General features: G+C 64.4%; 24 protein-coding genes and 1 pseudogene. 19 read left to right on the top strand and 6 right to left on the bottom strand.

Annotated features, from left to right (window positions below):
- Positions 1 to 32: 32 nt before the first annotated feature.
- Entirely contained in the window at positions 33 to 1,454 is a 1,422-nt protein-coding gene (locus BLR91_RS02310) for an amino acid permease (protein ID WP_089877454.1), read from the top strand.
- A 116-nt stretch (positions 1,455 to 1,570) separates the two neighbouring features.
- Here BLR91_RS02310 and BLR91_RS02305 read toward each other — a convergent pair whose 3' ends face one another.
- Positions 1,571 to 2,584, bottom strand: a complete 1,014-nt coding sequence (locus BLR91_RS02305; protein ID WP_157694684.1) for an ROK family protein — start codon at positions 2,582 to 2,584, stop codon at positions 1,571 to 1,573.
- Positions 2,581 to 3,795, bottom strand: coding sequence for an ROK family transcriptional regulator (locus tag BLR91_RS02300; protein WP_089877460.1), 1,215 nt, complete (start codon positions 3,793 to 3,795; stop codon positions 2,581 to 2,583). The genes BLR91_RS02305 and BLR91_RS02300 overlap by 4 nt, the downstream gene beginning before the upstream one ends.
- Positions 3,796 to 3,954: 159 nt before the next feature.
- On the opposite strand from BLR91_RS02300, the gene BLR91_RS02295 reads away from it, so the two are divergent.
- From BLR91_RS02295 to BLR91_RS02245, 11 genes are all read left to right on the top strand, one after another.
- The gene (locus BLR91_RS02295; protein ID WP_089877462.1) at positions 3,955 to 4,971 is read left to right on the top strand and encodes a Gfo/Idh/MocA family protein; all 1,017 of its coding nucleotides are present in this window, start codon (positions 3,955 to 3,957) and stop codon (positions 4,969 to 4,971) included.
- A gap of 33 nt (positions 4,972 to 5,004) precedes the next feature.
- Positions 5,005 to 6,351, top strand: a complete 1,347-nt coding sequence (locus tag BLR91_RS02290) for an ABC transporter substrate-binding protein (RefSeq protein WP_089877466.1) — start codon at positions 5,005 to 5,007, stop codon at positions 6,349 to 6,351.
- A 63-nt stretch (positions 6,352 to 6,414) separates the two neighbouring features.
- Complete coding sequence (locus tag BLR91_RS02285; protein ID WP_157694685.1) at positions 6,415 to 7,347, top strand: carbohydrate ABC transporter permease; 933 nt, start codon at positions 6,415 to 6,417, stop codon at positions 7,345 to 7,347.
- Positions 7,344 to 8,225: a carbohydrate ABC transporter permease gene (locus tag BLR91_RS02280; RefSeq protein ID WP_157694686.1), complete on the top strand. Its 882-nt coding sequence runs from the start codon at positions 7,344 to 7,346 to the stop codon at positions 8,223 to 8,225. The genes BLR91_RS02285 and BLR91_RS02280 overlap by 4 nt, the downstream gene beginning before the upstream one ends.
- Before the next feature lie 59 nt (positions 8,226 to 8,284).
- Positions 8,285 to 9,070, top strand: a complete 786-nt coding sequence (gene nagB, locus BLR91_RS02275; protein WP_089877474.1) for a glucosamine-6-phosphate deaminase — start codon at positions 8,285 to 8,287, stop codon at positions 9,068 to 9,070.
- 127 nt (positions 9,071 to 9,197) lie between these two features.
- Positions 9,198 to 10,283 carry an extracellular solute-binding protein gene (locus BLR91_RS02270; RefSeq protein ID WP_157694687.1) on the top strand — a complete coding sequence of 362 codons (1,086 nt, stop codon included), beginning with the start codon at positions 9,198 to 9,200 and terminating at the stop codon, positions 10,281 to 10,283.
- The gene (locus BLR91_RS02265; protein ID WP_089877482.1) at positions 10,283 to 11,311 is read left to right on the top strand and encodes an ABC transporter ATP-binding protein; all 1,029 of its coding nucleotides are present in this window, start codon (positions 10,283 to 10,285) and stop codon (positions 11,309 to 11,311) included. The genes BLR91_RS02270 and BLR91_RS02265 overlap by 1 nt, the downstream gene beginning before the upstream one ends.
- Entirely contained in the window at positions 11,299 to 13,044 is a 1,746-nt protein-coding gene (locus BLR91_RS02260) for an ABC transporter permease (RefSeq protein WP_231918797.1), read from the top strand. Before BLR91_RS02265 ends, BLR91_RS02260 begins: the two co-directional genes overlap by 13 nt.
- On the top strand, positions 13,041 to 13,928 hold the full coding sequence (locus tag BLR91_RS02255) for a hypothetical protein (RefSeq protein ID WP_089877486.1): 888 nt from the start codon (positions 13,041 to 13,043) through the stop codon (positions 13,926 to 13,928). Before BLR91_RS02260 ends, BLR91_RS02255 begins: the two co-directional genes overlap by 4 nt.
- Complete coding sequence (locus tag BLR91_RS02250) at positions 13,925 to 14,791, top strand: endonuclease/exonuclease/phosphatase family protein (RefSeq protein ID WP_089877489.1); 867 nt, start codon at positions 13,925 to 13,927, stop codon at positions 14,789 to 14,791. The genes BLR91_RS02255 and BLR91_RS02250 overlap by 4 nt, the downstream gene beginning before the upstream one ends.
- On the top strand, positions 14,788 to 15,786 hold the full coding sequence (locus tag BLR91_RS02245) for a LacI family DNA-binding transcriptional regulator (protein ID WP_089877492.1): 999 nt from the start codon (positions 14,788 to 14,790) through the stop codon (positions 15,784 to 15,786). Before BLR91_RS02250 ends, BLR91_RS02245 begins: the two co-directional genes overlap by 4 nt.
- A 103-nt stretch (positions 15,787 to 15,889) precedes the next feature.
- Here the strand turns inward: BLR91_RS02245 and BLR91_RS02240 are convergent, their stop codons facing one another.
- The gene (locus BLR91_RS02240; RefSeq protein WP_089877496.1) at positions 15,890 to 17,284 is read right to left on the bottom strand and encodes a recombinase family protein; all 1,395 of its coding nucleotides are present in this window, start codon (positions 17,282 to 17,284) and stop codon (positions 15,890 to 15,892) included.
- Between the two features lie 150 nt (positions 17,285 to 17,434).
- Between BLR91_RS02240 and BLR91_RS02235 the strand changes: the two genes are divergently transcribed.
- Together BLR91_RS02235 and BLR91_RS02230 are read left to right on the top strand one after the other, a co-directional pair.
- On the top strand, positions 17,435 to 17,656 hold the full coding sequence (locus BLR91_RS02235; protein WP_089877499.1) for a hypothetical protein: 222 nt from the start codon (positions 17,435 to 17,437) through the stop codon (positions 17,654 to 17,656).
- A gap of 92 nt (positions 17,657 to 17,748) precedes the next feature.
- Complete coding sequence (locus tag BLR91_RS02230) at positions 17,749 to 17,973, top strand: hypothetical protein (protein ID WP_089877502.1); 225 nt, start codon at positions 17,749 to 17,751, stop codon at positions 17,971 to 17,973.
- 169 nt (positions 17,974 to 18,142) lie between these two features.
- Here the strand turns inward: BLR91_RS02230 and BLR91_RS02225 are convergent, their stop codons facing one another.
- Positions 18,143 to 18,520, bottom strand: coding sequence for a hypothetical protein (locus BLR91_RS02225; protein ID WP_089877505.1), 378 nt, complete (start codon positions 18,518 to 18,520; stop codon positions 18,143 to 18,145).
- A 62-nt stretch (positions 18,521 to 18,582) separates the two neighbouring features.
- Between BLR91_RS02225 and BLR91_RS19920 the strand changes: the two genes are divergently transcribed.
- The 4 genes and pseudogenes from BLR91_RS19920 to BLR91_RS02210 all read left to right on the top strand — a co-directional run bounded on the left by BLR91_RS19920 (position 18,583) and on the right by BLR91_RS02210 (position 20,807).
- Positions 18,583 to 18,759 carry a hypothetical protein gene (locus BLR91_RS19920; RefSeq protein ID WP_157694689.1) on the top strand — a complete coding sequence of 59 codons (177 nt, stop codon included), beginning with the start codon at positions 18,583 to 18,585 and terminating at the stop codon, positions 18,757 to 18,759.
- A gap of 98 nt (positions 18,760 to 18,857) precedes the next feature.
- Positions 18,858 to 19,172 (top strand): hypothetical protein, encoded by a 315-nt coding sequence (locus BLR91_RS02220; protein ID WP_089877508.1) that lies wholly within the window; start codon positions 18,858 to 18,860, stop codon positions 19,170 to 19,172.
- Between the two features lie 226 nt (positions 19,173 to 19,398).
- Positions 19,399 to 19,644: pseudogene (locus BLR91_RS20440) on the top strand (ParB/Srx family N-terminal domain-containing protein); the annotation flags it as partial.
- Positions 19,645 to 19,682: 38 nt separating this feature from the next.
- On the top strand, positions 19,683 to 20,807 hold the full coding sequence (locus BLR91_RS02210; RefSeq protein WP_231918796.1) for a chromosome partitioning protein: 1,125 nt from the start codon (positions 19,683 to 19,685) through the stop codon (positions 20,805 to 20,807).
- A 59-nt stretch (positions 20,808 to 20,866) separates the two neighbouring features.
- Here BLR91_RS02210 and BLR91_RS02205 read toward each other — a convergent pair whose 3' ends face one another.
- Together BLR91_RS02205 and BLR91_RS20435 are read right to left on the bottom strand one after the other, a co-directional pair.
- Complete coding sequence (locus BLR91_RS02205) at positions 20,867 to 21,169, bottom strand: hypothetical protein (protein WP_089877518.1); 303 nt, start codon at positions 21,167 to 21,169, stop codon at positions 20,867 to 20,869.
- Positions 21,170 to 21,751: 582 nt separating this feature from the next.
- Positions 21,752 to 23,176 (bottom strand): CHAP domain-containing protein, encoded by a 1,425-nt coding sequence (locus BLR91_RS20435; protein ID WP_442911338.1) that lies wholly within the window; start codon positions 23,174 to 23,176, stop codon positions 21,752 to 21,754.
- An 873-nt stretch (positions 23,177 to 24,049) separates the two neighbouring features.
- Here BLR91_RS20435 and BLR91_RS02195 point away from each other — a divergent pair.
- Positions 24,050 to 24,325 carry a hypothetical protein gene (locus BLR91_RS02195; RefSeq protein WP_089877524.1) on the top strand — a complete coding sequence of 92 codons (276 nt, stop codon included), beginning with the start codon at positions 24,050 to 24,052 and terminating at the stop codon, positions 24,323 to 24,325.
- The last annotated feature ends 19 nt before the right edge of the window (positions 24,326 to 24,344 follow it).

The following is a 24,344-nucleotide window of genomic DNA, read 5'->3' as shown; positions in this document are numbered from 1 at the left end:
ACCCCCAACCATTCACGCAAAGGAGCACCAGAATGTCATCATCCGAGAACCCGACCCTCGTCGACGGCGAGGAAACGACCCAGTTCGGATACAAATCGGAACTGCGAAGAACGCTCGGCTTCTTCTCCACGTTCGCCGTGTCGTTCTCACTCATGTCGATCACCACCGGCCTGTTCGCCAATTACGGCTTCGGCCTCAACGCTGCGGGGCCGGTCTTCGTCTGGACCTGGCCCATCGTCGGCCTAGGCAACGTGCTCATCGCCCTGACACTGGCCCACCTCGCGACCCGCGTTCCGCTCGCCGGTTACGCCTACCAATGGTCCGCCCGCATGGTCAGCCTCGGGTATGGCTGGTTCCCCGGATGGCTGGCGTTGGTCGGCTGGCTCACCGGGACCGCCGGGGTCGCCTATGCGTTCGCGTCCTACTTCTGCCCGTTCGTAGGAATGGGCTCGAGCACCGGGACAATCGTCGCCGTCACTATCGTCACCCTCGTTGCCTGGGCGGTCATCCACCTTGTCGGGCTGCGGTTCGCCAGCGCCCTGAACAACTTCTCCGTCGTCGCGGAAATCGTCGGCACCCTCCTGGTGGGGCTGGCCCTGTTCGTATGGGTCTTCCTCAACGGCGGCACACACGTAGACCTCTTCAGCAACACCGGCGCCGCGACAGCCGGCTTGGGCGGGTTCGCACTGTCCTCGCTGACGGCCGCATACACACTGACCGGATTCGAAGGCGCCGCGGATCTCGCCGAAGAAAGCGGAAAACCGACAAAATCCGTTCCGAAGGCGATCGTGAACTCCGTCTTGATCTCCGCCATCGGAGGATTCGTCGTCCTACTCGGCTTCACGTTGGCCATCCCGAACGTCCAAGAGATCCAGGCATCGCCGACGCCGCTGCTGGCGATCGTCGAAGCGCATTTCGGGAACGTGGTGTCCTCGCTCTTCATGGTCCTGGTGTTCATCGCCATCTTCGCCTGCGGGCTCATCAACCTCGCAGCCGTCTCTCGTCTTGGCTGGTCCATGGCTCGCGATTCCGTGCTGCCAGGCTCCAAGCACCTGGTGAAGGTGAGCACCATCAACCGGGTGCCGTACGTGGCGATCATCGCAGCCACCGTCATCTCCATCCTGTTCACCCTCGGCGCACAAATCGAAGCCATCATCACCAGCGTGTCCTCGGTCGCCGTCTACACCTCCTACGCGCTGATCATCATCGCGGGCATGTGGAATAGGACCGGCATCGTGCAGCCCGCCGACGGCTTCAGCCTCGGCCGCTGGTTCAAGCCGATCGGCGTGCTGGCGATCCTCTGGATCATCGTGATGGATTTGGCGCTCACCCTGCCTGCTCAGAACAACGTCGCCGGATACTCCGGACTGGTCGTTCTCGCACTCGGCGTCCTGTGGTACTTCATCCGCATCCGGCCCCTGGCGCGAACCCGGGCACAACTCGATCGACCCTGAGGTTCCTCAGAAGAGAGCGGTCAAGCCATGACTGCACCGGCCCCCGGAGCGGGGCCGGTGCAGCGTCTTCCGAGTGGCTGTCGCGCCACGGGATGCCCGCCCGGAAGTCTTAACCGCTAAGCGTCCAGCTCGTCGGCTGAAACCGTGACGGCCCCGGGCCGACGCGACGCCGACCGTGACCGGGCGGACAGTTCGGCGGACAAGGTGCGCAACTGCGACACCGAAAAGCTGCGCTGCGATGCGAGGAAGGTCGCTCCGACCACGCCGGCATCGCGGCCCAATCGCGAAGTCACGACCGTGGGGGCAACACGCCAGGTGAACAGCTCCGCCAGTTTGGTCCGTACCGGGTCAAGAAGCCTCGATCCGGCAAGAGATAGACCTCCGCCCAACACCACGAGCTCCGGATCGGTGAGAGCAATCGTCGTGTGCAGCCCCCGGCTGAGAGCATCGACCGCCTCTCCCCAGATGGCGGCGGCGAGAGGTTCGACCTCGATGCGCTCGACCAAGGTCTTCACGCTGATGGTCTCGCCGCCCCTGGCCACATATCTGCGACGGATCGAAGCCGTCCCGGCGTATGCCTCCACGCATCCGTGCTGTCCGCAGGTGCAGAGCTCACCTGCCGGATACACGATCGTGTGTCCGATCTCGCCGCTCGCGCCGGTCCGACCAGTGATGAGGGTGCCCCGGTCGTACATCGCTGCTGCAATGCCGGTACCGAGAGGGATGAACGCGATCGATGTCGCCGCAGAGATCCCCCGGACGGCAATTTCGGCTAGCGCGGCCGTGCGAGCGTCGTGCTCGAGAAAGACCGGTATGCCATGGCGGCGCCGCAAGATCGCGACCAGCGGCAGGCGGTCCCAGTCGAGGTTCGCCGCAAATCGCACTTCCCCTTCAACAGGGTCGACGATGCCGGGGGTACAGACACCGACGGCAGCGACGGTCCGCCCGGATGCTGTGAGCCGGGAGTGCAGGTCATCGATCGTGGCGCTCAAGGTCTTCAGTGCGCTGCCGTCGACTCGGAAGGTCGCCGACCGCGTTGAGGTGATCAGATGACCACCGGAGTCAGCAGCAATCGCTTTGATCGTCGTGCCGCCGACATCCACGCCGATATAGGCGGCGTCCGCGCTCACCGTGCTCCGCCGGTCTCGGACTCTCCGACCAGCTGGTCTACCCGATGCGGGTGAAGCACCGAATCCAGGGCGAGGCGCAGCCCGCCCATGCTTGCCAGGCCCGTGTCGATCCGTGCGGAACGAACATCCAGGTCCTCCGTGACCAGGGGAAGGCACGTGCGGAAGAGTTCGGCCCGCAACGCGGCCACGAGTGGTCCACTGTTCGACATCGTCCCGCCGAGGACAACATCGTGCGGGTTGAAGAAGTTCACGAAAGCCGAGAGGGCGGCGCCGATCTCGCGCCCAGCCTCCCGCAGGACCTCCACTACCTGGGGATCGCCGTCGGCGCCCAGCTGCACGAGTTCGGCCGTGTCGGCGATGGTGCGCCCACTCTGTCGAAGCCGCGCAACGAGAGCGCCACCACTGGCCACGGACTCCAGGCAGTTCGGCACGCTGCACGAACAGGGGATCGATGCTTCCCCAGAGGCCCGTGTGTGCGAGATCTCTCCGGCGGCACCGTTGAAGCCACGGTGGACGACGCCTGCGCTGATGATGCCGCTACCGATTCGTGTTCCCAACTTCACCGCCAGCACATGGGCTTCGTGCAGATCACCGCCAGCAGGGCACTCTGCGATGGCATAAAGGTTCGCATCGTTCTCCACGTGCACGGGGACGCTGGTGTGCAGTGCGAACCAGTCGGCCAGGCGGACCTGGTTCCACGACGGCATGAATGCCGGGGACACGATACGGCCATCGGGTTGGGAGACGGGGGCCGGGATACCGACGGCGAGCCCGCGGAGGGTCGACATCTCACGCCCTACCGATACCGCCATCGCCTCGATCTCGCTCCACAACCGGTCGACGGTGATCCCAGGGTCGGCGTCGATCAGCTCGGAGGAGCGCTGCTCGTCAGAGAGCACATTGCCGGCGAGATCAGCGATGGCCACCCGAACGTGGCTGGCGCCGATGTCCACGGCGGCAACGATCCCGGAGCGCCCATCCACCTTCAGGTGACGCGCCTTGCGGCCACCGTGTGCGCCGGTACCCGTCTCGGTCAGCACGCCCAGGCGCAGCAGGTCGTTCACTCGGAGACCCACCGTGGAAGGCGCCAGTCCGGTGATTCGTGCCAGGTCAGATCGTGATCTGGCATGACCCGAGCGAACCAGCTGCAGCAGATTTCCAGGGGTGCCCAGCGCCGGCGTCGTCGACGGGAGCGGAGAAAGAGTCGTCATGGTTTCTACTCTATCGTTCGACGATCGAAAATATCTACGCGAAAATCGTATTGTTATTGTCGGAGTTCATAGAGTAACGTACGACGAATCAAGTAAACCTGCCCGCACCGCAGCCGCTGTAGCAGGACCGCGGCTGGCGATCACAGAAACAGGAATGTCATGGACGCCATCAACCCGAGAGTGCTCATTGTGGGCGCCGGCCTTCGCGGGCGAATCTTCGCCGATGTCATTGCCGGCGATCCCGAGTCCGAACTTGTCGGATTCGTCGATCCGGCCTTTCCGGCAGGGTGGGTAGCGATCGGAGAGCGCCAGTTCCCCGTGTGGCCCAACCTGGTGACAGCTTTCGCCCAGGTCAGCCCGAACGCCGCGATCATCGCGACGCCCGATTTCCTTCACGCGGACGCCGTGGTCGCGCTCGCCAACCGAGGCGTGGCGATCATGCTGGAGAAGCCGGTCGCCACCTCGGTGGAGGACACCCAGCGCATCAGTGAAGCCGTCGAGACTGCCGGCGTGTACTGCATGGTTGCATTCGAGAACCGCTGGAACACGCCCTTCGTGAAGGTGCGCCGGGCGATCGAATCCGGATCGTCCGGGCGTCCGGTCTTCCAAACGGCGAACCTCAGCAACACCTATTTCGTCCCCACCCGCATGTTGGCCTGGGCGGGCAAAAGCTCACCGCTCTGGTTCCTGATGCCGCACACGGTCGACCTCGTCCAGTGGCTCGCCGGCTCGGACATCGTTCGCGTCTTCGCATTGGGAAGCCGAGGTGTCCTCGCCAGCCGAGGCGTGGACACCTGGGATGTCGTGCATGCCCTGGCCGTTCACCAAGACGGCTCCACGTCTTCGCTGACCTCTGCGTGGGTGCTTCCCGAAGGCCACCCGGCGCCAGTCGACTTCACATACGAGTACGTAGGGACCGAAGCGTCCTCTCTCGTGGACGTGGGACGCAGCGGCGTCCAATTCTTCACCGACCGGCACACCACAGACGGTGTGCTCGACGGTGTATTCGACGGAATCAACAGTGCCGCCCCTGCGTGGATGGCGCGTCGTTTCCTCTCCGATCTGAAGCGGGGCCACGAGCCCGAGACCCCGCTCGCGACTGGAGTGCAAGTGAACAAGGTGCTGTTCGCAATCGAGCGATCGCTCTCGTCTGGCAACAGCGAAGTCGTCCAGTAACACTCACCCGAACACCGAGAGGAATCCCCCACCATGCGACGAATTTCAAAGATTCTCGCCGTCACCGCAGCAAGCGCGCTCATCCTGACAGGTTGTAGCACGACCGGAGGAACCGGCGGAGACTCACAGTCCGCCAGTTCCGAGGTCAAGGCCTGGGCGGCGAAGATCAAAGAGAAGTACAACGGCGACACCATCACCATCGCCGCGCAGACCCACCCGAGCACCCAGGCTATGCAGAAGATGACCGACGAGTTCACCAAGCTCACCGGTGTCAATGTCCGATGGGACATCGTCGACCAGAACAGCCTGCAGCAGAAGATCGAGCTCGACTACCAGAGCAACAACGCAGCCTACGACGCCGTGATGGTCGACGGCTTCTGGATGTCCTCGTTCGCCAAGGAGGGCATCGTGCAGGATGTCACCGATCGCCTTGCGAAGACCGACGACAAGTTCTTCGACTACAACGACATCGTCCCCGCCTACAGCAAGGGCCTGCAGGAGGTGAACGGAAAGTCCTACGGCGTTCAGATCGCAGGAGAATCGCGATTCATCGGGTACCGCACAGACATCTTCAAGAAGTACGACAAGACTCCTCCGAAGACGATGGCGGAATACCTCAAGGACGCCCAGTTCTTTGCCGGCAAGGAGCCGGGCCTGTACGGCACGTCGATGCGTGGACAGAAGGGCATCCAGTTCGCCTCGGGTCTGCTCACGATCATGTACCAGTTCAGCACCGGATTCTGGGACCCCAAGACCGGAGCCGACCAGATCGCCTCGGATGACAACGTCACCGCTTTGCAGTACTACATCGACCTGCTCAAGACCGCTCCGAAGGATGTCAGCAGCTACACCAACGAAGAAGCTCTCTCGGCCTTCTCCTCCGGTCACACGGCGATGTGGTTCGACGCAACCGCGATCGCGCCCTCGATTCTGGATCCCGACGCCTCCACGGTCGCAGACAAGGTGGCCTTCGTACCACCGCCCACCGGTCCGCGTGGGCAGTACGGCGCATTGGCCGGTTGGGGCCTGAGCCTGGCCGCGCACGCCAAGAACGCGGACGCCGCCTGGGCGTTCATCGAGTACATGACGTCCAAGGCGACCTCGAAGACGTACGTCTCCGACGGCGGCGTTCCGACGCGCACCAGCACGATGAGCAACCCTCAGACGGCAGCTCAGAAGCTGTACTACCCGGCCATGCTCAAGGCGCTCGACGCCTCAAACAACCTGGCTAAGGAAGGCATCAGCTGGCTGCCCAAGGTCGAGAACCTCGACTCCAAGCTGACCACGATCGGCAACTACGGATCGGAAGCCCTCGCTGGGGAGCTCACTGCCAAGGAAGCTCTCGAGAAGGCAAGCGCCGATATCAAGGCCGCCGGCTAGCTCACACTCCAGGAAGGGCGGTTCCCCCGGCCGCCCTTCCTGGTCCCACCAAAGGACCCTGACGTGACTGCAACAACTGACAGCGCACCGAAGCAATTCACCCACGAACTCACCCGGCGAACAACTCGCACCGGCCGTCTCTACATCGCCCCCGCCCTGATCGTCGTCTTGGCCGTCGGAGTACTGCCCGGCCTGTTCCTCTACGGCGTCAGCCTTTTCGACTACAACCGCGGAACACCACTATCCAGTGCGAAGTTCGTCGGCTTCGACAACTACACTCGGCTGCTCTCCGGCTCCGACGGCAACTTCTGGCCCGCCGTCGGTGTCACCATCGCGTTCCTGCTCACCTCCACAGCCACCACCGTCGTTCTCGGAACGATCTTCGCTCTTCTCCTGGATCGCATCCTCGTCGGTCGCAGGCTGTTCACCACCCTGTTCCTCGTCCCTCTGGTGATGGCTCCGGTCATGGCAGGGCTCTTGTGGCGCCTGATGTTCAACGACCTCAATGGAGCACTCAACGCGTTCCTGCGTCCCCTAGGACTCGATCAGGCGTGGCTCGGATCCCCGCCGCTGGCGTTCCTCTCCGTCCTCGCCGTCGAGACCTGGCAGTGGACACCGTTCGTCGCGCTCATCATGTTCGCCGGCATCCGGTCGCTCGACTACCGCCCGAAAGAGGCAGCACAGATCGATGGGGCGAACGCCTGGCAGGTATTCCGCCACATCACCTTCCCGATGCTCCAGCCGATCTTCGGCCTGGTGGTCGCACTGCGCCTGATCGACTCCGTCAAAGTCTTCGACACCGCGTACGCCCTCACCCAGGGCGGCCCCGGCAAGGCGACGGAGACGCTCGGGCTGATGATCTTCCACTACGGCCTCTACACCTCCGGATGGATCGGGAGAGCGTCGGCCATCGCCGTACTTCTCCTGATCCTGGTCATACTCGTCTCCCAATTCGTCACCAGGTACCTCAAGCGAGCAGAAGGGCTGCAAGGATGACCACCCTCACCGAAACCGCTCCCCCACAAACGTCGCCACAGACCCAGCCCGCCCCTCGAGTGCGCCGCAAACGGCGTTGGTCGGCAGCCCTGATCTACGCGGTCGTCATCATCTGGTCACTGATCTCCCTCTTCCCCGCCCTGTTCGCCGTCTCCTCCTCGTTCAAGCTGAAGAGGGACGTGCTCCAGCCCCTGAACTTCATCTTCACCCCGACGCTGAACAACTACACCGACCTGTTCGTCGAGAACCACATGGGCGGCTACATCCAGAACAGCATCGTCGTCACCATCGGCTCGGTGATTCCGTCCCTGTTCCTGGCCCTCATGGCCGCCTACGGACTGACCCGGTTCGGCCTGAGGAAGGAACGCTCCGTCGCGCTGAACATCCTGTCGTTCCGGATGATCCCTGCGATCGCCGTGGTCATCCCCTTCTTCCTGATCACCCAGTTCATCCACCTTCTGGACACCCCGTGGATCCTCATCATCGCCACGCTCACCATGAACGTCCCGCTCGCGGTGTGGATGCTTCGCGGGTTCATGCGCGATATCCCGGTCGAGATTGACGAAGCGGCGCAGTTGGATGGCGCGTCCCGGTGGCGCATCCTGTGGACCGTCCACTTCCGGCTTCTCGGTCCGGGCATCGTCTCGACCGCCCTGCTCCTCGTCATCCAGACCTGGAATGAGTTCGCGTTCGCTCAGTTCCTGACGTCGGTGAATGCCCGCACCTACCCCACGACGGTGAACTTCTTCATCTCCATCGCCGGCACGGACTTCGGGCAGATGGCCGCCGCGATCACCGTCGGCACCATCCCCGTCCTGATCCTGGCCGCCCTGTTCCAGCGTCGTCTGGTCTCTGGCCTGTCCTACGGCGCCGTCTGATCCAGCACCGGTCAACCGTCACGGTTGTGCCCGGATCTCCCACATCGAAGGGAACACCTGTGACCGAAGTCATCGTGGTGAGCAATCAATACGTCGCGGGAACGCTTGCCGCGGAGGTGCTGCACGAACTCATCAGGCGCAGACCGAATGCGGTCCTCGGCCTGGCAACCGGATCCACACCCCGGCCGGTCTACCAGGCTCTCGCCGCCAGCGTGAAGGCGGCCCGCCTGGACGTCTCCCGGATCCGCGGGTTCGCGCTGGACGAATACGTCGGGCTGCAGACCGGCCACCCGGAAAGCTACCGAGCGGTCATCGATCGCGAAGTGATCGGACCCCTGGGGCTGAATCCGTCGCTCGTTCAGGTCCCGGACGGCTCGGCAGATCGAATCGAGCATTCCGGCGCACGTTACGAAGAAGCCATCACGACCGCAGGGGGCATCGACGCGCAGATTCTCGGGGTCGGAACCGACGGTCACATCGGGTTCAACGAGCCGGGCTCCTCCCTCGCGTCACGCACCCGGGTGAAGACCCTCACCGCCCAGACCCGAGCCGACAACGCGCGCTTCTTCGCATCACTCGAAGAGGTACCCACTCACTGCATCACTCAAGGCCTTGGCACCATCCTGAAAGCCCGACGGCTCCTTCTGCTCGCTTTCGGCGCGAGCAAGGCAGAAGCGATCGCTGGCGCCGTCGAAGGTCCGGTCACGTCGCGCCTTCCGGCGTCGACGATCCAGCTGCACGAGCATGCCACAGTGATCGTCGACGAGGCGGCCGCGTCGCGGCTGGAGAACCTCGAGTACTACCGGTATGCCTACGCGAACAAGCCGCGGTGGCAGGTTCTTTGAGGTCATTGTGGTGGGAACGGTCCCGGGATCGTTCCCACGCTTTCACCTCGATGTGGCCGTCTGTTTGTGCGCTGTTCACCGGATCTGGCGAGCGTTAGAGCACCCACACTTCGACCGAAAGGCCACCATGTCCTCCCGACTCCGCACCATCGCCGCCGTCATCGGCATCACAGCCGTCCTCGCCGTCGCCCTGACAGGATGCTCATCCGGACCAGCAACAGGGGCCTCGTCCGCTGACGCGACTCCGACCTCGGTGCGTGGCCAGACGATCGTCGTCTACTCGCCCCAGGGATCCGACGCGCGCGGGGAGTACATGGTCAAGCGAGCCAAGGACGATCTCGGGATCACCGTGACGTTCGTCTCGGGCGGCGGCGGGGATCTGACGAACCGCCTTCTCGCGGAGAAGAACAACACCCAGGCCGACGTCGTCCTGGGCCTCGGTGAGGCTCAGCTCACCCAGGTGGCGAACGCTGGAATCCTTCAGCCCTACACGCCCTCCTGGACCGATGACGTTCCCAAGAATCTCCGTGGGTCGGACAAGGACTTCACCCTCGCCACCCAGACGCCGATCGTGATCGCCTACAACACGGCCAAGATGTCAGCGGCAGACGCACCGAAAAGCTGGGAAGACCTCGCGAAACCCGAGTACAAGAACAAGTTCGTGTTCCCTTCCATCACCGGCCAGACCGGACAAGCGGCGGCTGTCGGCATCCTCTGGCGATACACCGACCACGCGACCGGCACGGTGTCCCAGAAGGGATGGGATGTGCTGAGCAAGATCGAGGCCAACTCCTTCGCGGTCTCCGCTGGTCAGAAGTTCGACTGGAACTGGGTCACATCCGGCGCGCAGCCGATCGTGGTCAGCTGGCTCGGCGGAATCCAGACCGGCGCATCCGACAACAAGCTCGAACTCGCGACGGTGAACACGAAGGGCGGATCGCCCTACGTGCAGACCGGTGCCGGCCTGGTAAAGGGCAGCTCGCACGCCGCAGCGGCGAAAGCCTTCATCGACTGGTTCGGGTCGACGAACTTCCAAGTCGATTTCGTGAACGCGACCAACAACGACACGCCGGTCAACTCGGCAGCGGTCAAGGAGCTCGGTGACAAGGCGGCCGCCTTGCACAGCATCGACAAGCAGGACATCGACTGGTCGGTCGTGACTAAGCACCTCAGCGACTGGCTTCAGAAGATCCAGCTCTCCAGCGGTAGCTGATGGGTTCCCCCCACCCCGGCGGTGTAACCGTCGACGACCTGACCGTACGTTATGGCGACCGGGATGCGCTCAGCGGAATGTCGTTCCAGGTCGAGCGCGGCGAGTTCATGACCTTTCTCGGCCCCTCCGGCTGCGGCAAGTCCACTCTGTTGCGCACCATCGCCGGCCTCGTCGATGCGACGTCGGGCAGCATCACCATCAACGGGGAGGAGGTGACAGCGTTGCCCCCCGAGGACCGCCACCTGGGATTCGTGTTCCAAAGCTATGCACTGTTCCCCCACCTCAACGTTGCTCAGAACGTTGCGTACGGTCTGCGAGCGCAACGCCTCCCCCGCCGGGAGATCCCCGAGCGGGTCGGCGAAGCGCTGGCGATCACGGGTCTGGAAGACCTGCGGGAGGCAACCCCTGCCCGACTCTCGGGCGGTCAGCAGCAACGTGTCGCCATCGCACGCGTTCTCGCGACTCGTCCCAGCGTCCTGCTGATGGACGAACCGCTGTCGAACCTCGACGCTGTGCTGCGCGTTCGACTCCGCGACGAGATCCGTGCACTGCACGACCGGATCGGGATCACCACCCTGTATGTCACCCACGACCAGGAAGAAGCTCTCAGCATGTCCGACAGGATCGCCGTGATGAATCACGGCCGATTCTCCCAAGTGGCGGCGCCGGAGACGCTGTATAGCGATCCGGCGGACGCCTACACCTGCGAGTTCATCGGCGAGTCCACCAAACTCGATTTACACATGGCCGCGGTGTTCGGGATCACGCCGACGGCAGGCGTCAACCTCTATGTCCGTCCGGAACACGTGCACCTCGGCTCTCCCGCGGACCAGGCGGCAGGCGAGGTCTACAGCGCCGTCGGGCAGATCCGGCAGCGCACCTATCTCGGGGCGTCGAGCCGAATGATCGTTCGCGTCGGCGGCGGCGATATCGTCGCGCGGCCCGGCGGCCAGGCGGCCGCGCGCTGGGCCACCGGGGACCCCGTGCGCTGCACCGTACGAAAGGAGGACCTGCTGTGGCTCTCCTAACAGCCAGACCCGCGCGACCCATCCTGGTCTCCCGGGTAGGGCGCATCGCCGGAGTAGTCGGCCTCGTCGCCATCATCGCCTGGTTCCTGGTGACGTTCCTGTACTGGCCCAACCTCTCCATCATCCACTCTGCCCTTTTCCCGCCCACCGGATCCTTCTTCGACACCATCCACGCACTTGCGGCGTCGGAACAGGTCCAGTCCGCGCTGACGAACACCATCATCGTCGCCGTCGTGTCGGTCGTTACGGTGAACATCGTCGGCATCGCGCAGGCATTCCTACTTGAAGCATTCCACCTCCGCGCCAAGGCCTTCTTCGCTATCGCCTTCGCCGTCCCCCTGGTGTTCGGGTCCGTGTCCGCTGTGACAGGGTATGCGGCGGTCTACGGTTCGAACGGGCTGCTTACACACGCCATGCTCAGCGTCTTTCCCGGGATTCCACCGAACTGGTTCTCCGGCATACTCGCGGTGATCCTCGTTCACACCTTCACGATGACCGGATACCACTTCCTCTTCCTCCGTCCTGCCATTCGAAGGGTCGACTTCTCTCTCGTCGAAGCCGCTCGGTCCTTGGGAGTGCGACCGATACGTGCCCTCGCCTCCGTGGTGCTGCCGGTCCTCCGGCCGACTCTTCTCGCTGCGGTGCTGATGGTCTTCATCGCAGCTGTCGGGTCATTCGCCGCCCCGAACATCCTCGGCGGCGGGCATTTCACCATGATCGGGCCGCTGATCCAAGCGTTGACCGCATTCGGCCGTCCCGACATGTCGGCGGTGCTCGGGCTCGGACTCGGAATCCTGACAGCGGCGCTCCTGGTCCTGGTGCTTCGGACGGAGCGCCGGGCGGCTTTGTTCGCCGGTGCGAAATCAGCGAAGCCCTTCCAGCCGCTACGCATTCACCGCAGTGGTGCGCGGGTCGCCCTGTACGGAGCCGCCAGCATCCTCGCCGTCATCAACCTGGCGCCGCTGGTGACGACGCTGCTGATGTCGCTGTCCAGTCCCGCGGCCATCCGGAACGGCAGCATCGGTGCTCCCACCTTGGAGAACTACATCCACGTCTTCACCTCCTCCGCACAGCTCGGGCCGTTGCTGAACTCGCTCCTGCTGTGTGCGATCGCCATCCCGGCCGCGCTGGTCCTCGGCGTCGCCGTCACCCATCTGACCCACCGCAAGCGCGGGCTCATTCCGGCAGCGTTGCAGGCGAGCCTGCTGCTGCCCTATTTCCTGCCCGGCGTGCTGTTGGCCCTGGGGTTCCTCATCGCATTCGGGGCGAGTAGCGCCCTCGTCGGCGGTCAAGTGCTGGTCGGTGGATTCTGGATCCTGCCCCTGGCCTACACGGTCGCCCTGTTGCCGACCGTCTTTCGCTTCGTCCGAGCGGACTACGCCAGCATGGATCCGGCACTCGACGAGGCGGCCCGCTCCCTGGGCGCGACCGGACTTCGACGATTCCGGACCATCATGCTCCCGTTGCTCATCCCGGTTCTGCTACAGGTGGCTGCCCTCGGCTTCAACTCGACCTTCGACGAGTACACGATCTCCGTCCTGCTCTACAACATCAACAGCACGCCGTTCGGTGTTGCTCTGGGAACTCTCGCCGCGACCCAGGATCCGAGCACCGTCGGAATATCGACCGCCTATGTGGTCATCAGCACCCTCATCGCGCTGACGATGGTCATCGTGGCCGACCGCATGTCGCAACGCGCATCGCGCCTCATCGGCGGATCGGCGGGTGCATGATGACCGCGTACCTGAGCGCGCGTGACGTGCTGAGCACCGGCACCGACCTGCAATCGGTCGCAGCCGGAGGGACCATCCCGTCGTGCGTGATCGAGGCCTTCACCGTCGGCAAGGACCCGACACGGCGCAGCGAAGACATGCTGGTCCTCTCCAGCAATCACCTCGCCGTGATCGATGGGATGTCTAGCCCGCTGTCTACGACGTCCGCCCAAGCATCCGGTAGAGGGTTCGCCGCAGTGGCGGCCGAAACGATTCTGCGCCTCCCAGCTGATGCATCCGCGGTGGAGGCGATCACCGCCGTGACCGCCGCACAACGACACCTGCACCCCGAACATGCCGGCCCAGCAGGTGCCGTCGCAGCGATCGTCTCGTTGCGACGTCGGGAGGTCTGGCGGGTCGGGGATGTTCACCTCGGGATCGACTCGGCCCACCTGCCCGGAGAGAAAGACGTCGACACTGCACTCGCCTGGTACCGAGCTGCGGTGAACGCAGCGCACCTGGCGAACGGCGCATCACTCGACCATGTGCAGACGGACGATCCGGGGCTGCGAGCCGCGGACGAGCTCCTTCGGCTGCAACCGGCACTCGCGAACCGCGATGTCCCCTTCGGGTACGGGGTGCTGAACGGTACCGAGGTTCCGGAGCGCTTCATCGAAGTGCGTCCACTCGCCGACGCAACACACGTGGTCCTCGCCACCGACGGCTACCTCGCCGCCAGCGCGACGCTGCACGAGGCCGAATCCGAACTCTCAGAAGCGATCGCTGCGGACCCGGCCGCCATCACCACACTCCGTGGCTTCGGTAAGGCCGTCGGTGGCACCCGCGTCGCTCCCGACGATCGCACCTACCTTCGCATCAACTTCCACGAGGGAGACCGCGCATGAGCATTCGCACCCTGACCTGGAACGTGCTCTATCGCGATCGCAGGGAACGAGCAGCCATCCTGGCCGACTATGTGACCCGGATCAAACCCGACGTAGTGATGCTGCAAGAGACCAGCCCGGCCGACGCAGCGGCACTCGCGCACAGCACCGGGCTCCGCCTCGCGGCGGTCCCCGATGTCCTGTCCGATGCGGACACCAGCGTCCCCGCGCTTCTGACCCGTGCCGCTTTCCGCGCACCCTCGGTCATCGAACTGCCGCACCCCCAACGGCGCCACTACTACGGCGTGACCGCGACGGTCCACCACGACGGAGCCCATGTGCAGGCCGCGTCCGCGCACCTTCGACACACCTGGCAGGCGGGACGCATGGGGTGCGACGACGACTATCGAGCGGCCGCTCGAGGGGTGGCGATGCCCGCCGACGCAGATACCGAATTCGCCGAGAGCGTCAATCACCGCCTCGACCAGCTCGCATGCCTCCTTACGGCACTCGACGAGGCGCAGACCGGCACCGACGCACGGCTCCTCGCCGGCGACATGAACTTCGTTCCCGACGGCCGCGAATACAACGCGATTGTCGGAGCCGGTTGGACCGACGCCTGGCGCGCTGCCCCCCGGTTGGGATCGGGTGCGACCATCCTCGACACCAACCCCCTGGTCCTCGACAACCCGCGACCGTATCGGGGTTACGCGACGTCACTGATGCCGGGAAGCACGAGCAGGCTGGACTACACGCTCGACTTCCACTTCTCCCGCGGATCGGTATCCGCGGGACGCGCGTGGGTGGTCGGTGAACCAGAGAACGTCGACACGGGCGCCTGGCCGAGCGACCACCTCGGCATCGTGGTGGACTATCACCTGTGAAACCCGATTCAGAAGCGGCGCGGCGACCCTCTCTCATCGACGTCGCCACCGCAGCCGGCGTCTCGCGATCCGCGGCGAGTAGAGCGCTTCTCGGCCAAGTGGGCGTCACCACCGCCGTGCGCGACGCCGTGGCCAAGGCAGCTGCCGACCTCGGCTACGTCAAGGACATTCGAGCGCACGCGCTGAAGGCGACATCCACGAGCACGATCGGCATCGTCGTCCGTACCGTGCGGCTCGATTTCTACGCCGAGTTGATCGCAGCAATGCAAGATCGGTTGGAAGCCCTCGGCTACAGCACGGCCTTGACGGCCGCGTCCGACGGCGATCACCATGCGACGGGGGCGTTCGGTCGCATTCTCGGTCTCCGACCGGACGCGATCATCGTCGCGTCCGGTCGAATCCCCTCGCGCAGTATCGAGGCTGTCGGTGCGCAAGTGCCGGTTACGGCCATCGGCCCAACGTCCACCTCGAAATTGGTCGGGTCTGTCGCAGACGACGGATCGGGCACAGACGCCCTCGCGCAGCTCATCACCGACGCCGGTCATCGAAAGATCGGGGTGGTCATGTACTCGCGGGCCCGCTCCACAACCCTGAGCCGTCGATCTCGGCTGCTGTGGGAGGCGCTCGAACGGCGGGGCCTCGAGCCCTTCCCCGTCAAGGCAAGCAGCCGAGCCGACGGCGTCGACCCGGAGGGTCTCCGGGAATCGCTGAACCGGATCACAGCATTGATGTGCCCCAACGATCCGACGCTCATCGCCGCGTGGAACCTGCTCGACAGCTGGGGGGTTCAGGTTCCGGACGACCTTGCCCTGACTGGGTACGACGGGCTCGGGCAAGTAGCCACACCCGTCTTCGGCCTCACCACCTGGCGACAGGATGTGGCGGCCATGGCTGAGGCTGCGACACGGCAGACTCTTGATCGAATCGCGGCGCCGAACACGAAACCGCAGCACGTTCTTGTGCAGGGTTCGCTGCTCCGCGGGAGAACTGTCTAACCGGGGCGCAGCGACTATCGACCGTCCGATCGGCGGCCCGGGTAGACAACCTGCTGCACGAACGGAAGAACAGTTCTATCAAGCTCTTCCTGCTGGCGTGCCGCTACGTCGCCCAGACGAGTTCGACACGAGTCGGATCGAGGACGCGGGCTCCCCTTGGACGCGGTTGGACGACAGCAGACGTGAGCACCGTCCGGGCGATCTCTCGTCGACGAGCCAGTGGGAGCTGTTGCCACGCAGACATGTGTGCGGCGCCCTCGCTCGCCCAGCCATCGAACAAGCGGATACCGGCGACCCGGTCAAGCCGTTTCACCGCCCTGGCATGGCGAGCAGCCGCGGCCTTCCGGGCTTCCAGGAATTCGGCGCGGGTAAGCTCCCCCGCGCCGAGCATCGCAGCTAGCTGAAGCATCGCCTGTTGCGCGCGAACGACTTCGCCCAGCTGCTCCGGGTGCTGACCCGGTTCTGCCCGGGCAACCAGAACAGGCCCGATTTCGGGCGATTCCAGCCGCAGCACAATGGCCGGGGCTATGAACTCCTCGAGCATCGAGGCATTGATGGAGAGTTGGCCACATCCGCTGGATCCTGGTGTTCTCGTGCAGGTGTAGCGGCGCACGCCCCGCGGCGACGTCGTGACCAGCGTATTACCGCAGCGACCGCACCGCAGCAGGCCGCTAAGCAGGTACAGGTGCGGCGGCCGCCGCTCAATGTGCCTAGACGCGAACGTGTCGAGCACCGTCTCGTGCTGCTCGGGGGTGATTATCCCGGGCCACACCGCGGGCCCCACGGTTTTCCCATGATGGTCACGCAATCCGGCGATGCGTCCACTGATCAGGATCGGGCGAAGGGTGCGGACACTCCATGAGTCCGCCACCCCGGATGTCGGGACCGCCTTCTCGTTCATCCAGCGGGTCAGCGAGTTCAGTGACTCCCCGTCCAGGTAGCGGGAGACGACCTCGCGGATGATGGCTGCTTCGGCATCACGAATGGTGATCCGGTCGGATTCGTATCCGAACGGTCGATTGGCCCCGCCGTTGGGTTTGCCCATTTGTGCGTTTTGCAGCATCTTGCGACGGATTCGCGCTGACTTCCTTCCGGACTCTGCCGCCGCCATGGCACTGGTGATCCGGGCAATCAGCAGCCCGTTGTCGTTTCCCAGCCCAACATCCCCGGTAACCGTGGTGACATCCACGCCGGCAACGGTGCATACGTCGATGAAGTGCTCTAATTCGACCGGGCGTCTGGTGAGCCGGTCCAAGTGATACACCAGAACCGCGTCGATCCGTCGCTCGACAATATCTCCGACCATTCGCTCGTAGGCGAGCCGCGGTTTCCCCGAGTAGGCAGAAACATCGTTGTCTACGTACTCGCCGGCGATCACCCAGTCCCGGTCTTTGGCTAACCGGCGGCAGTCCTCGAGTTGGCGTTGCACGCCCAACCCTTCCCCCGTTTGGTCGGAGGAGATCCGCGCGTATATCGCTGCGGCAGTCATCTTCTTCATGGCCGCACAGTAAGCGACGGCCCTCCGCGGAACATCGGTCCCTGCGAGCACCACAACTCCCGCCCGCAAGCCGGACCCGCGGCACACATCTTGTCTATCGCGGGCGACGCGCCTGGTCGTAGAGTCCAGCCACCCCGACCGAGGCAGCTGATGCGTGAAATAGTCGTCATCCTGGTCTCCCCAGACCCGGACGGCGAAGCAGAGATCGTCACTCTTCAATCGCCGGACACCTTTGACGTGCCGCCGATTGTGATCCGCCGACCCATCGACGCCCCCGACGGTGAAATCTTGGAAATCTGGGAGCGGTGCAGCATCGCCGACGGTCACACGGCGATGTACCGGCTGGCCCGCATCGAGGCACGACGCTGCTGACCGCGGTGCGAAATGGGGCATTCCCATAGGGAGCTTCGTGGGTGCACCATGTGCCCACCGCTGGAATCAGGCGGCGGGAAAAGGGGGACGTGATGGCCGATGAAGTGGATTACCTCCACCCACCCCACCCGCCACGGATGAGGGAGCACATCGGCCTAATCCGGTGGGTGCATGAGTCCGATGGCGTCTGGGTGAGCGAAACCGTCACCGGACAGTTCGCCGGCGGCAATTCACACCGATGGGTGCTGCGGCTCTACTCCGGTGAAGAACTCGAATACGACCTCGGCTGCTGGTCAGTGTTCCAACCACACCCATGAGGAGCCGGACGGGCGATCGCGGACGCGACTGCCAATACGATCCGTCGCAAATCGCTGCCAGGGTCACCGCCGCCGACTCAGCTAGGACACTGCCTGAAGGGCTTCCGTCGGCGAGACATTCAAGCCAACCCTCCTCTCACATCCCGGGGACCGGCTCCCGGCTGAGGGATCACACCGTCACCGACTCCTGCCTGCTGCGTCCCGTGCGCGGATCAAGGCCGGCCTGCCAGCGGGAGCGCTGCTCTTGCGGAGTAATGATCGTGCCATCCGGTGCCGTGGCCGGGGTGAGGAAGTTCGGCATACCCAACGCCAACGCGCAGCCGTCGACCGCCTGCCGCAACTCGTCGTAATACCCCAACGGCCACCGGTCACTGCGCTTGAGCACCCAATGATCAACCCGGTACACCATCAGCGTCTCGTGAGTGTCCGAACGGGTCGCGGGGCCGTACTCGATCTGGAAGTGGATCCGGTTCGCCGCATCGTTCACAACCAGCCACACCCGCTCCCCCACCTGCAACACCTTCACGTTCCCGACCTCCTGCAACATTCGAACATATCTTCGAATTGTGGTGCAATGGGGTGACGCTAAGCAGTTTGGAGCTCCTGGTCATGAGCATCGCGCCCGCCGCCGACATCATCCACGTCTGGACCGAACACGGGACACCAACCCGCCTCTTCTGGGCCGGGAACCGATACCGGGTCGTGGGAGCTGAACAGATCCGCACCGCGCCGGCTCAGGACGCGCCCTGGCGCACCTGGCCGAGCAACTGCCGGGTTGGTCAGTGATCGGTCGCGCGGAGCAGGACCCTGCGGATGTGCGCATGATCCGGGCGCAGCGCCAGGGGGCAGGCTGGGTCCTGATCGACGTCGACCCGGCCTGAGCCGTGGGTACGAACAAGCGCTACGACGTCTACTCGAAACCGTTGTCGGAGCTCGCTGAAGCGGCCGAGCGACAGCCGCGACCGATCAGCATCCCGGAGGATGTGGTGCGGGCCAGCGGTCGACGCCGGGACGAACCGCAACCCGTGCCGGTGATGGTTCACGTGCCGGTCCAGGTGGCCTACACCGATGTGCAACTGGTCGACGGTGAAGCACTGGCCTGGACAACCGGCGGCCTGGTGTTGATCCGCTACGTTCCCGAAGGGACCCGGTCCCCCATCTATGTGTGGGTCGCCGGGAACCTCGTTCACCGCAAGTAGCATCCCAACCTCAGAGGAGCCGCGAGCGGCGCTCTGCTTGCCCGGGTTGTCCGCCTGCCTGGCCAGCTGATCGTAGGTCGCTGCGGCGGCTGCGTTCCGGGCTTTCGCGGCATATCCTCGCTGCGCTGCGGTATTCCACGGACCCGGCACTGCACCGCCTCCGCTTCCCTCTCGATCCTCTTGCCAGACAGGCGAACCAAACCAGTTGATCGAAAGAAGCAACACCATGAACGACACCACCGTCACCGGAACCATCCAGCACCTGGACCCGCACACCCTCCTGCTGGAAGAGAACGTGCGACCCACCGCACCCATCACCCCCGCCTTCGTGCAATCCATCCGCGAGAACGGGGTCCTCACCCCCGTCCTCGCCCACCACAACCCCGACGGGACCATCACCGTCCGGGCCGGGCAACGCCGAGTCTTCGCCGCCCGTGAAGCGCAACTCGCCACCATCCCCGTCTACCTGGTCGAGGCCGACGACATGCCACGGAGCGGATCGTGCAACAAATGGTGGAGAACGACCAGCGTGAACCGCTCACCGATGGGGACCGGGCCGCCGGGTTCCAGCAGCTCGCGTTCGAAGGTCTCACGATCACCGCCATCGCCCGCCGCACCGGCAGCAAAACCCGAGAGGTCAAAACTGCCCTCGCCGTCACCGAAAACTCGGCAGCCGCGACCGCGCTCCACGAGCACCCGCTCACCCTGGACCAGGCCGCCGTGCTCATCGAATTCGACACCGACGAACACACCCGTGCCGAGCTGATCCAGGTCGCGACCACCGACCCGGCGCAGTTCCTGCACGCGGCCCAGCGGGCACGCGACGAAAAGATCCGCGCACAAGCCAAAGCGGACGCCGAAGCCGACCTAGCCGCGCGCGGATACGAAATCCTCGACACCGACCCCGGCTACTACGACACCCAATACACCCGGATCAGCGAACTCCTCACCGCCGAGAACGACCGCGTAACCGTCGAACACATCGAGAACATCGCAGGGCGTGCGGCACATGTTCGCGTGTACGCCGACGGCGACCCCACCATCACTTACTTCCTCCACGACGCCAAGGCCGCAGGATTCCACACGTACAGCAACAGCGGGTCCGACAGCGGACCAATGACGGAGGAGCAGAAGGCGGAACGTCGCACCCTGATCGCCAACAACAAGGCCTGGGCCTCCGCCGAAGTCGTCCGCCGCGACTGGCTCACCACCCTCATCGCCCGCAAAACACTCCCCAAAGACACGGGACTGGTGATCGCACGCGGTCTCACCGTGCACCGGCAGGCGATCAGCACCGCCACCCGGGAAGGCAACGAACTCGCCCACCAGCTACTCGGCGTTGAACCCTCCGGATACTTCGAAGCCGACAAGCTCGCCGCCCTCCTCGAGCACAACCCGGGCAAGGCACAACACGTCGCGCTGGCCATCGTCCTCGGGGCGTGCGAAAGCGTCACCAGCAAACAAACCTGGCGCACCCCGTCCCCGACCGACGCCGCCTACTTCACCCAACTCGCCGCCTGGGGCTACACACTCAGCGACGTCGAACGCATCATCACCGGCACCGACACCGACGACCCGACGGGAGCGGACAACGCGCACCCACACCAGGAGGTCGCCGACGGCGGCGAAGACTGAAACCCGAGTTGTGGGTCCCGCCATGGAGGGCCGGACCCACAACTGCGTCTCGGCGCCGGTCAGTCGAGCCCGCGCAGGGGGGCGCAGGCCGTCGGCGCTGCGGTCACCGCGCCGCCGGCCCGGCGAACCCGATCCAACGCCAGGAACGGAACGCACGCCGTCTCAGCGGTCAGAGCCGCCAGGTGTCCGATGAGGGTGTGTGGGTCGGCGGCGATCGCCCACCCATCCACCGCATACCGGCTGACCGTGTCCACGCATTCCTTCTTCTCCTCCGGTGTCGGGCTGGTGGAGCCGACCACCCCGATCAGTCCCCGTTGCAGTTCTGGGCCCATGTGTGTGGTGTCGATGATGAATACCCGCATGATCGTTCACTCCCCTGCTCGATCGTTTTGTTTGCCTTTCCGGCGGAGAGATCGATTGCGAGTGGGAGCGGCGTGAGTGTCGGGATCGTGGAATACCGGACTGGAGCGAAGCGGAGGGAGGATATGCCGCGAAAGCCCGGCACGGTAAGCCGCGGGAACGAGCTACGATCGCCCCGCGGAAAGACACACAAACCCACAAAGAACAGCGCCGCCGCAGGCGGCTCCACTGGTTCCAGTCGGCGGACGCCTGCAGCGGTTGCAGCTGATCTCCGACGCCCCCGACCCGCGTATCTGCCACGAGATCAGCTGGCCCAGCCGTCGAAGCAAAACGTTGCCGACCACCGGTCCTGTCGTATCGGATCCGGTGCAAGCTGCGGCGGGCCGCGAGAGACACCTGGTCGGACCTTCGGTGGTTGATCGTAGGTCGCTTCGCCGGACTCCGTGCCGCGAGGGGTCAGCCCCTTGACGCCTAGCTCGGCGTCATTTGACCTGGTCCCTGATGTGAGTCTGTCGCTACAAAGTGGGCGACCTCGACGGGCTCCGCACCGGCGCGTACAGCATTGGCTACATCAACGGATTTGCTCAAATAGAGATCCAGGTGCCGAAACCCCCACCGACCGAGGTCTGACTCGAGCCAACGATGGTTCCGGCGTCGGAAATGGAGTACACGGTGATAAGTCCACTGGGTGTCTGCAACGAGGCAGGCGAAGCGGCAACACCTCCGCCGTTGGTTCCGATCGCGGTCCAGCCGCTCGCCTGGCCCGAGGTCAAGGTGGTTCCGTAGATACGGCTATCAGCACCATGCGCATACACCACAGCCTGGCCTGACTGTAGAACGGTTGCAGATGGTGCGCCTTGGTTCGCCCCTGGCCCTGGCGTTCCTAGAGACTCCCAAGTCGGGAAGGCTCCGCCCACGGATTGTTGAGAGACGCGCGCGATCGTGTTGCTCGTGGTCAAGGCAAAGAGGGAGATGAGACCGTTCTGATACGTCGCCGTCGGCTCGGACGCGATGCCCCCGCCAGCTGCTCCCATCACCGACCAGTTTCCAAAAGCTCCTCCCGCGGCTGATTGTCCGGCTCCATAGACGTATCCATCCGTTCCGCTTGCGTAGACCACAATCGCGCCACCTGGTGTTTGGATCGCTGCGGGTCGGCCGTAAAGGGTTGACGACGGACCGCCGATCGCTGTCCAGGTTCCGAACGACCCGCCAACGGACGTCTGGCAGATTCCGGACAAGCCTCCCGCTCCGGTAGTGACATAGATTGCGATTGTGCCGTTTCGCAGTACCAGTGCAGCGGGGTCGCCAGCCACACCTCCAGACGAGCCGAGGAGCACCCAAGGCCCAAACGACCCACCTACCGTTGCCTGCGAGCAGCCAACAATTGTCCCCGTAGATGTACGAGCGTAAGCCGCGATGGCGCCGCTTGGGAGTTGAACGATGGCTGGCCGTCCCACCAGATTTCCAGGAGTTGAACCTATCGGTGTCCAGGTCGAGAAGGAACCGCCGACCGACTGCTGGTTAGTACCCCACAGGTTCCCGTCCCGCCTGATGGAATAGAGCGCTATGACCCCGCTGCTGAGAACGAGCGCGGTCGGGGCGAGGTATTGCTGAATCGAGGACCCACCCGTCACGGGCGAGGAACCGATCAGCGGGTACGAAGGCCGCGAGTACACGACCGGGTACGTCCACGGTGCCATCCGGTGTTTGACATAGGACAGATTGAAGTTGTCGCTGCCCGTGTTTCCTTCGACTGTCTGTGGTGTGCCATCGGCATTGACCGCCACCACCACTCCCACATGGCCGTACGTGTAGCGAATGATGTCGCCCTGCTGAGGGCTTGAAACCGGTGGAAATTGCTGCCACAAGTCGGTAACAGTTGGATGCATCCCGGCTCCACCGACACGTACTAGCCACGAGGCAAGCCAGGCACACCAATCCGACGGCCCCCAGGAATTCCACGGAGCGTCCCCGCTCAAGGGCCCGGACCTCAGTGAGGCGAAATTCATGCCAACGAGAGATAGCGCGAGGTTTGACATATCCGCAGCAGATTGCGGCGCCACCGAAGCAGCAGTCGCTCGCTGTGCGTCGAGAGCTGGCACCCCTAGGGCGAACAAACCGGCAAGTCCTGATGCGCCCAACACGAGCGAGCGTCGAGACAAGCCACCCGGATGAGAAAGGTCTGATCCGGTTGCCGAAAGTTCTGTCAAGGTTCTCCCCCGTCTGCGTCAAGGGTGAACTTACATGGGCGAGGCCCATTACAAGATCCCAGACACGCCCACGCAACCTGTCCAAGGTATTGCCAACGACTCTGGGCGCCAGGGATGGAGGAAGGAGGATGGAAACGGAAGGAAAGCGCGAGACGGAAGGGGGCAACGAAGATGAGGCGCGAACGACAAGTAGGCAGCGAACATATATGGGTGCACGATAAGGAGGCAACCGAAAAGGCCAATGCACGTAGGCACTTAAGTGGAACGGCCCGTGCCGGCCCTGTTGAAAGGGGTCGCACGTCAACCTGGCTGCCGAGATCTGAGCGGCGCCCAGCGTCGAGTGATCCGTGTTCCGGGCCATGATCCAGGTGAACGACGACGTCTACTTGCGGCGTTCGCATGTCGTCACCAGAGACGACGGCCACATTCGTGTCCTCACGAGCCATAGGTCGAGGTCGCCGCACGCGCCGCTGCCTTTGAGGTTTGAGGGCCTTTCCGTCGCCCGATCGTAGCTCGCTCCCGGTGCTCCGTGCCGGGCTTTCGCGGCGTATCCTCACTCCGCTCCGCCCCCCCGCCGGTACTCCACCGACCCAGCACTGCACACCTCCCACTCGCTCTCGATCACCCGCCGGAAAGGCGCTCAAAAACGATCGACCATAAGGAGCGAGTGGGATGCGGGTATTCATCATCGACACCAGCAACATGGCACCAGAACTGCAACGCGGGCTCATCGGGGTGGCGGGATCCGCGAACCCGACCGCGGCCGAGAAAAAGGAGTGCGTGGAGACCACCAGCCGCTACGTGACCGACGGATGGGCCATCGCCGCCGACCCGCACACGCCGATTGGATGGCTCGCCGCACTCACCGCTGAGACGGCGTGCGTCCCGTTCGTAAACCTCACCCCACTCGCTCCGGAAGAGCGATCGCCGCATACCGCAAACCACTAACCCATCGAGCTACGCCGCC

Origin of the sequence: Leifsonia sp. 466MF (assembly GCF_900100265.1) — a bacterium.
GTDB lineage: Bacteria > Actinomycetota > Actinomycetes > Actinomycetales > Microbacteriaceae > Leifsonia.
This window is presented reverse-complemented; position numbering and strand designations above follow the sequence as displayed.

Bases quoted from the DNA above. Each gene is read 5' to 3' on its own strand.
- BLR91_RS02310 (WP_089877454.1), top strand. From the start codon at position 33: ATGTCATCATCCGAGAACCCGACCCTCGTCGACGGCGAGGAAACGACC.
- BLR91_RS02300 (WP_089877460.1), bottom strand. From the start codon at position 3,795: ATGACGACTCTTTCTCCGCTCCCGTCGACGACGCCGGCGCTGGGCACC.
- BLR91_RS02295 (WP_089877462.1), top strand. From the start codon at position 3,955: ATGGACGCCATCAACCCGAGAGTGCTCATTGTGGGCGCCGGCCTTCGC.
- BLR91_RS02290 (WP_089877466.1), top strand. From the start codon at position 5,005: ATGCGACGAATTTCAAAGATTCTCGCCGTCACCGCAGCAAGCGCGCTC.
- BLR91_RS02280 (WP_157694686.1), top strand. From the start codon at position 7,344: ATGACCACCCTCACCGAAACCGCTCCCCCACAAACGTCGCCACAGACC.
- BLR91_RS02270 (WP_157694687.1), top strand. From the start codon at position 9,198: ATGTCCTCCCGACTCCGCACCATCGCCGCCGTCATCGGCATCACAGCC.
- BLR91_RS02265 (WP_089877482.1), top strand. From the start codon at position 10,283: ATGGGTTCCCCCCACCCCGGCGGTGTAACCGTCGACGACCTGACCGTA.
- BLR91_RS02255 (WP_089877486.1), top strand. From the start codon at position 13,041: ATGATGACCGCGTACCTGAGCGCGCGTGACGTGCTGAGCACCGGCACC.
- BLR91_RS02250 (WP_089877489.1), top strand. From the start codon at position 13,925: ATGAGCATTCGCACCCTGACCTGGAACGTGCTCTATCGCGATCGCAGG.
- BLR91_RS02240 (WP_089877496.1), bottom strand. From the start codon at position 17,284: ATGAAGAAGATGACTGCCGCAGCGATATACGCGCGGATCTCCTCCGAC.
- BLR91_RS02235 (WP_089877499.1), top strand. From the start codon at position 17,435: ATGCGTGAAATAGTCGTCATCCTGGTCTCCCCAGACCCGGACGGCGAA.
- BLR91_RS02230 (WP_089877502.1), top strand. From the start codon at position 17,749: ATGGCCGATGAAGTGGATTACCTCCACCCACCCCACCCGCCACGGATG.
- BLR91_RS02225 (WP_089877505.1), bottom strand. From the start codon at position 18,520: ATGTTGCAGGAGGTCGGGAACGTGAAGGTGTTGCAGGTGGGGGAGCGG.
- BLR91_RS19920 (WP_157694689.1), top strand. From the start codon at position 18,583: ATGAGCATCGCGCCCGCCGCCGACATCATCCACGTCTGGACCGAACAC.
- BLR91_RS02210 (WP_231918796.1), top strand. From the start codon at position 19,683: ATGGTGGAGAACGACCAGCGTGAACCGCTCACCGATGGGGACCGGGCC.
- BLR91_RS02205 (WP_089877518.1), bottom strand. From the start codon at position 21,169: ATGCGGGTATTCATCATCGACACCACACACATGGGCCCAGAACTGCAA.
- BLR91_RS20435 (WP_442911338.1), bottom strand. From the start codon at position 23,176: ATGAATTTCGCCTCACTGAGGTCCGGGCCCTTGAGCGGGGACGCTCCG.
- BLR91_RS02195 (WP_089877524.1), top strand. From the start codon at position 24,050: ATGCGGGTATTCATCATCGACACCAGCAACATGGCACCAGAACTGCAA.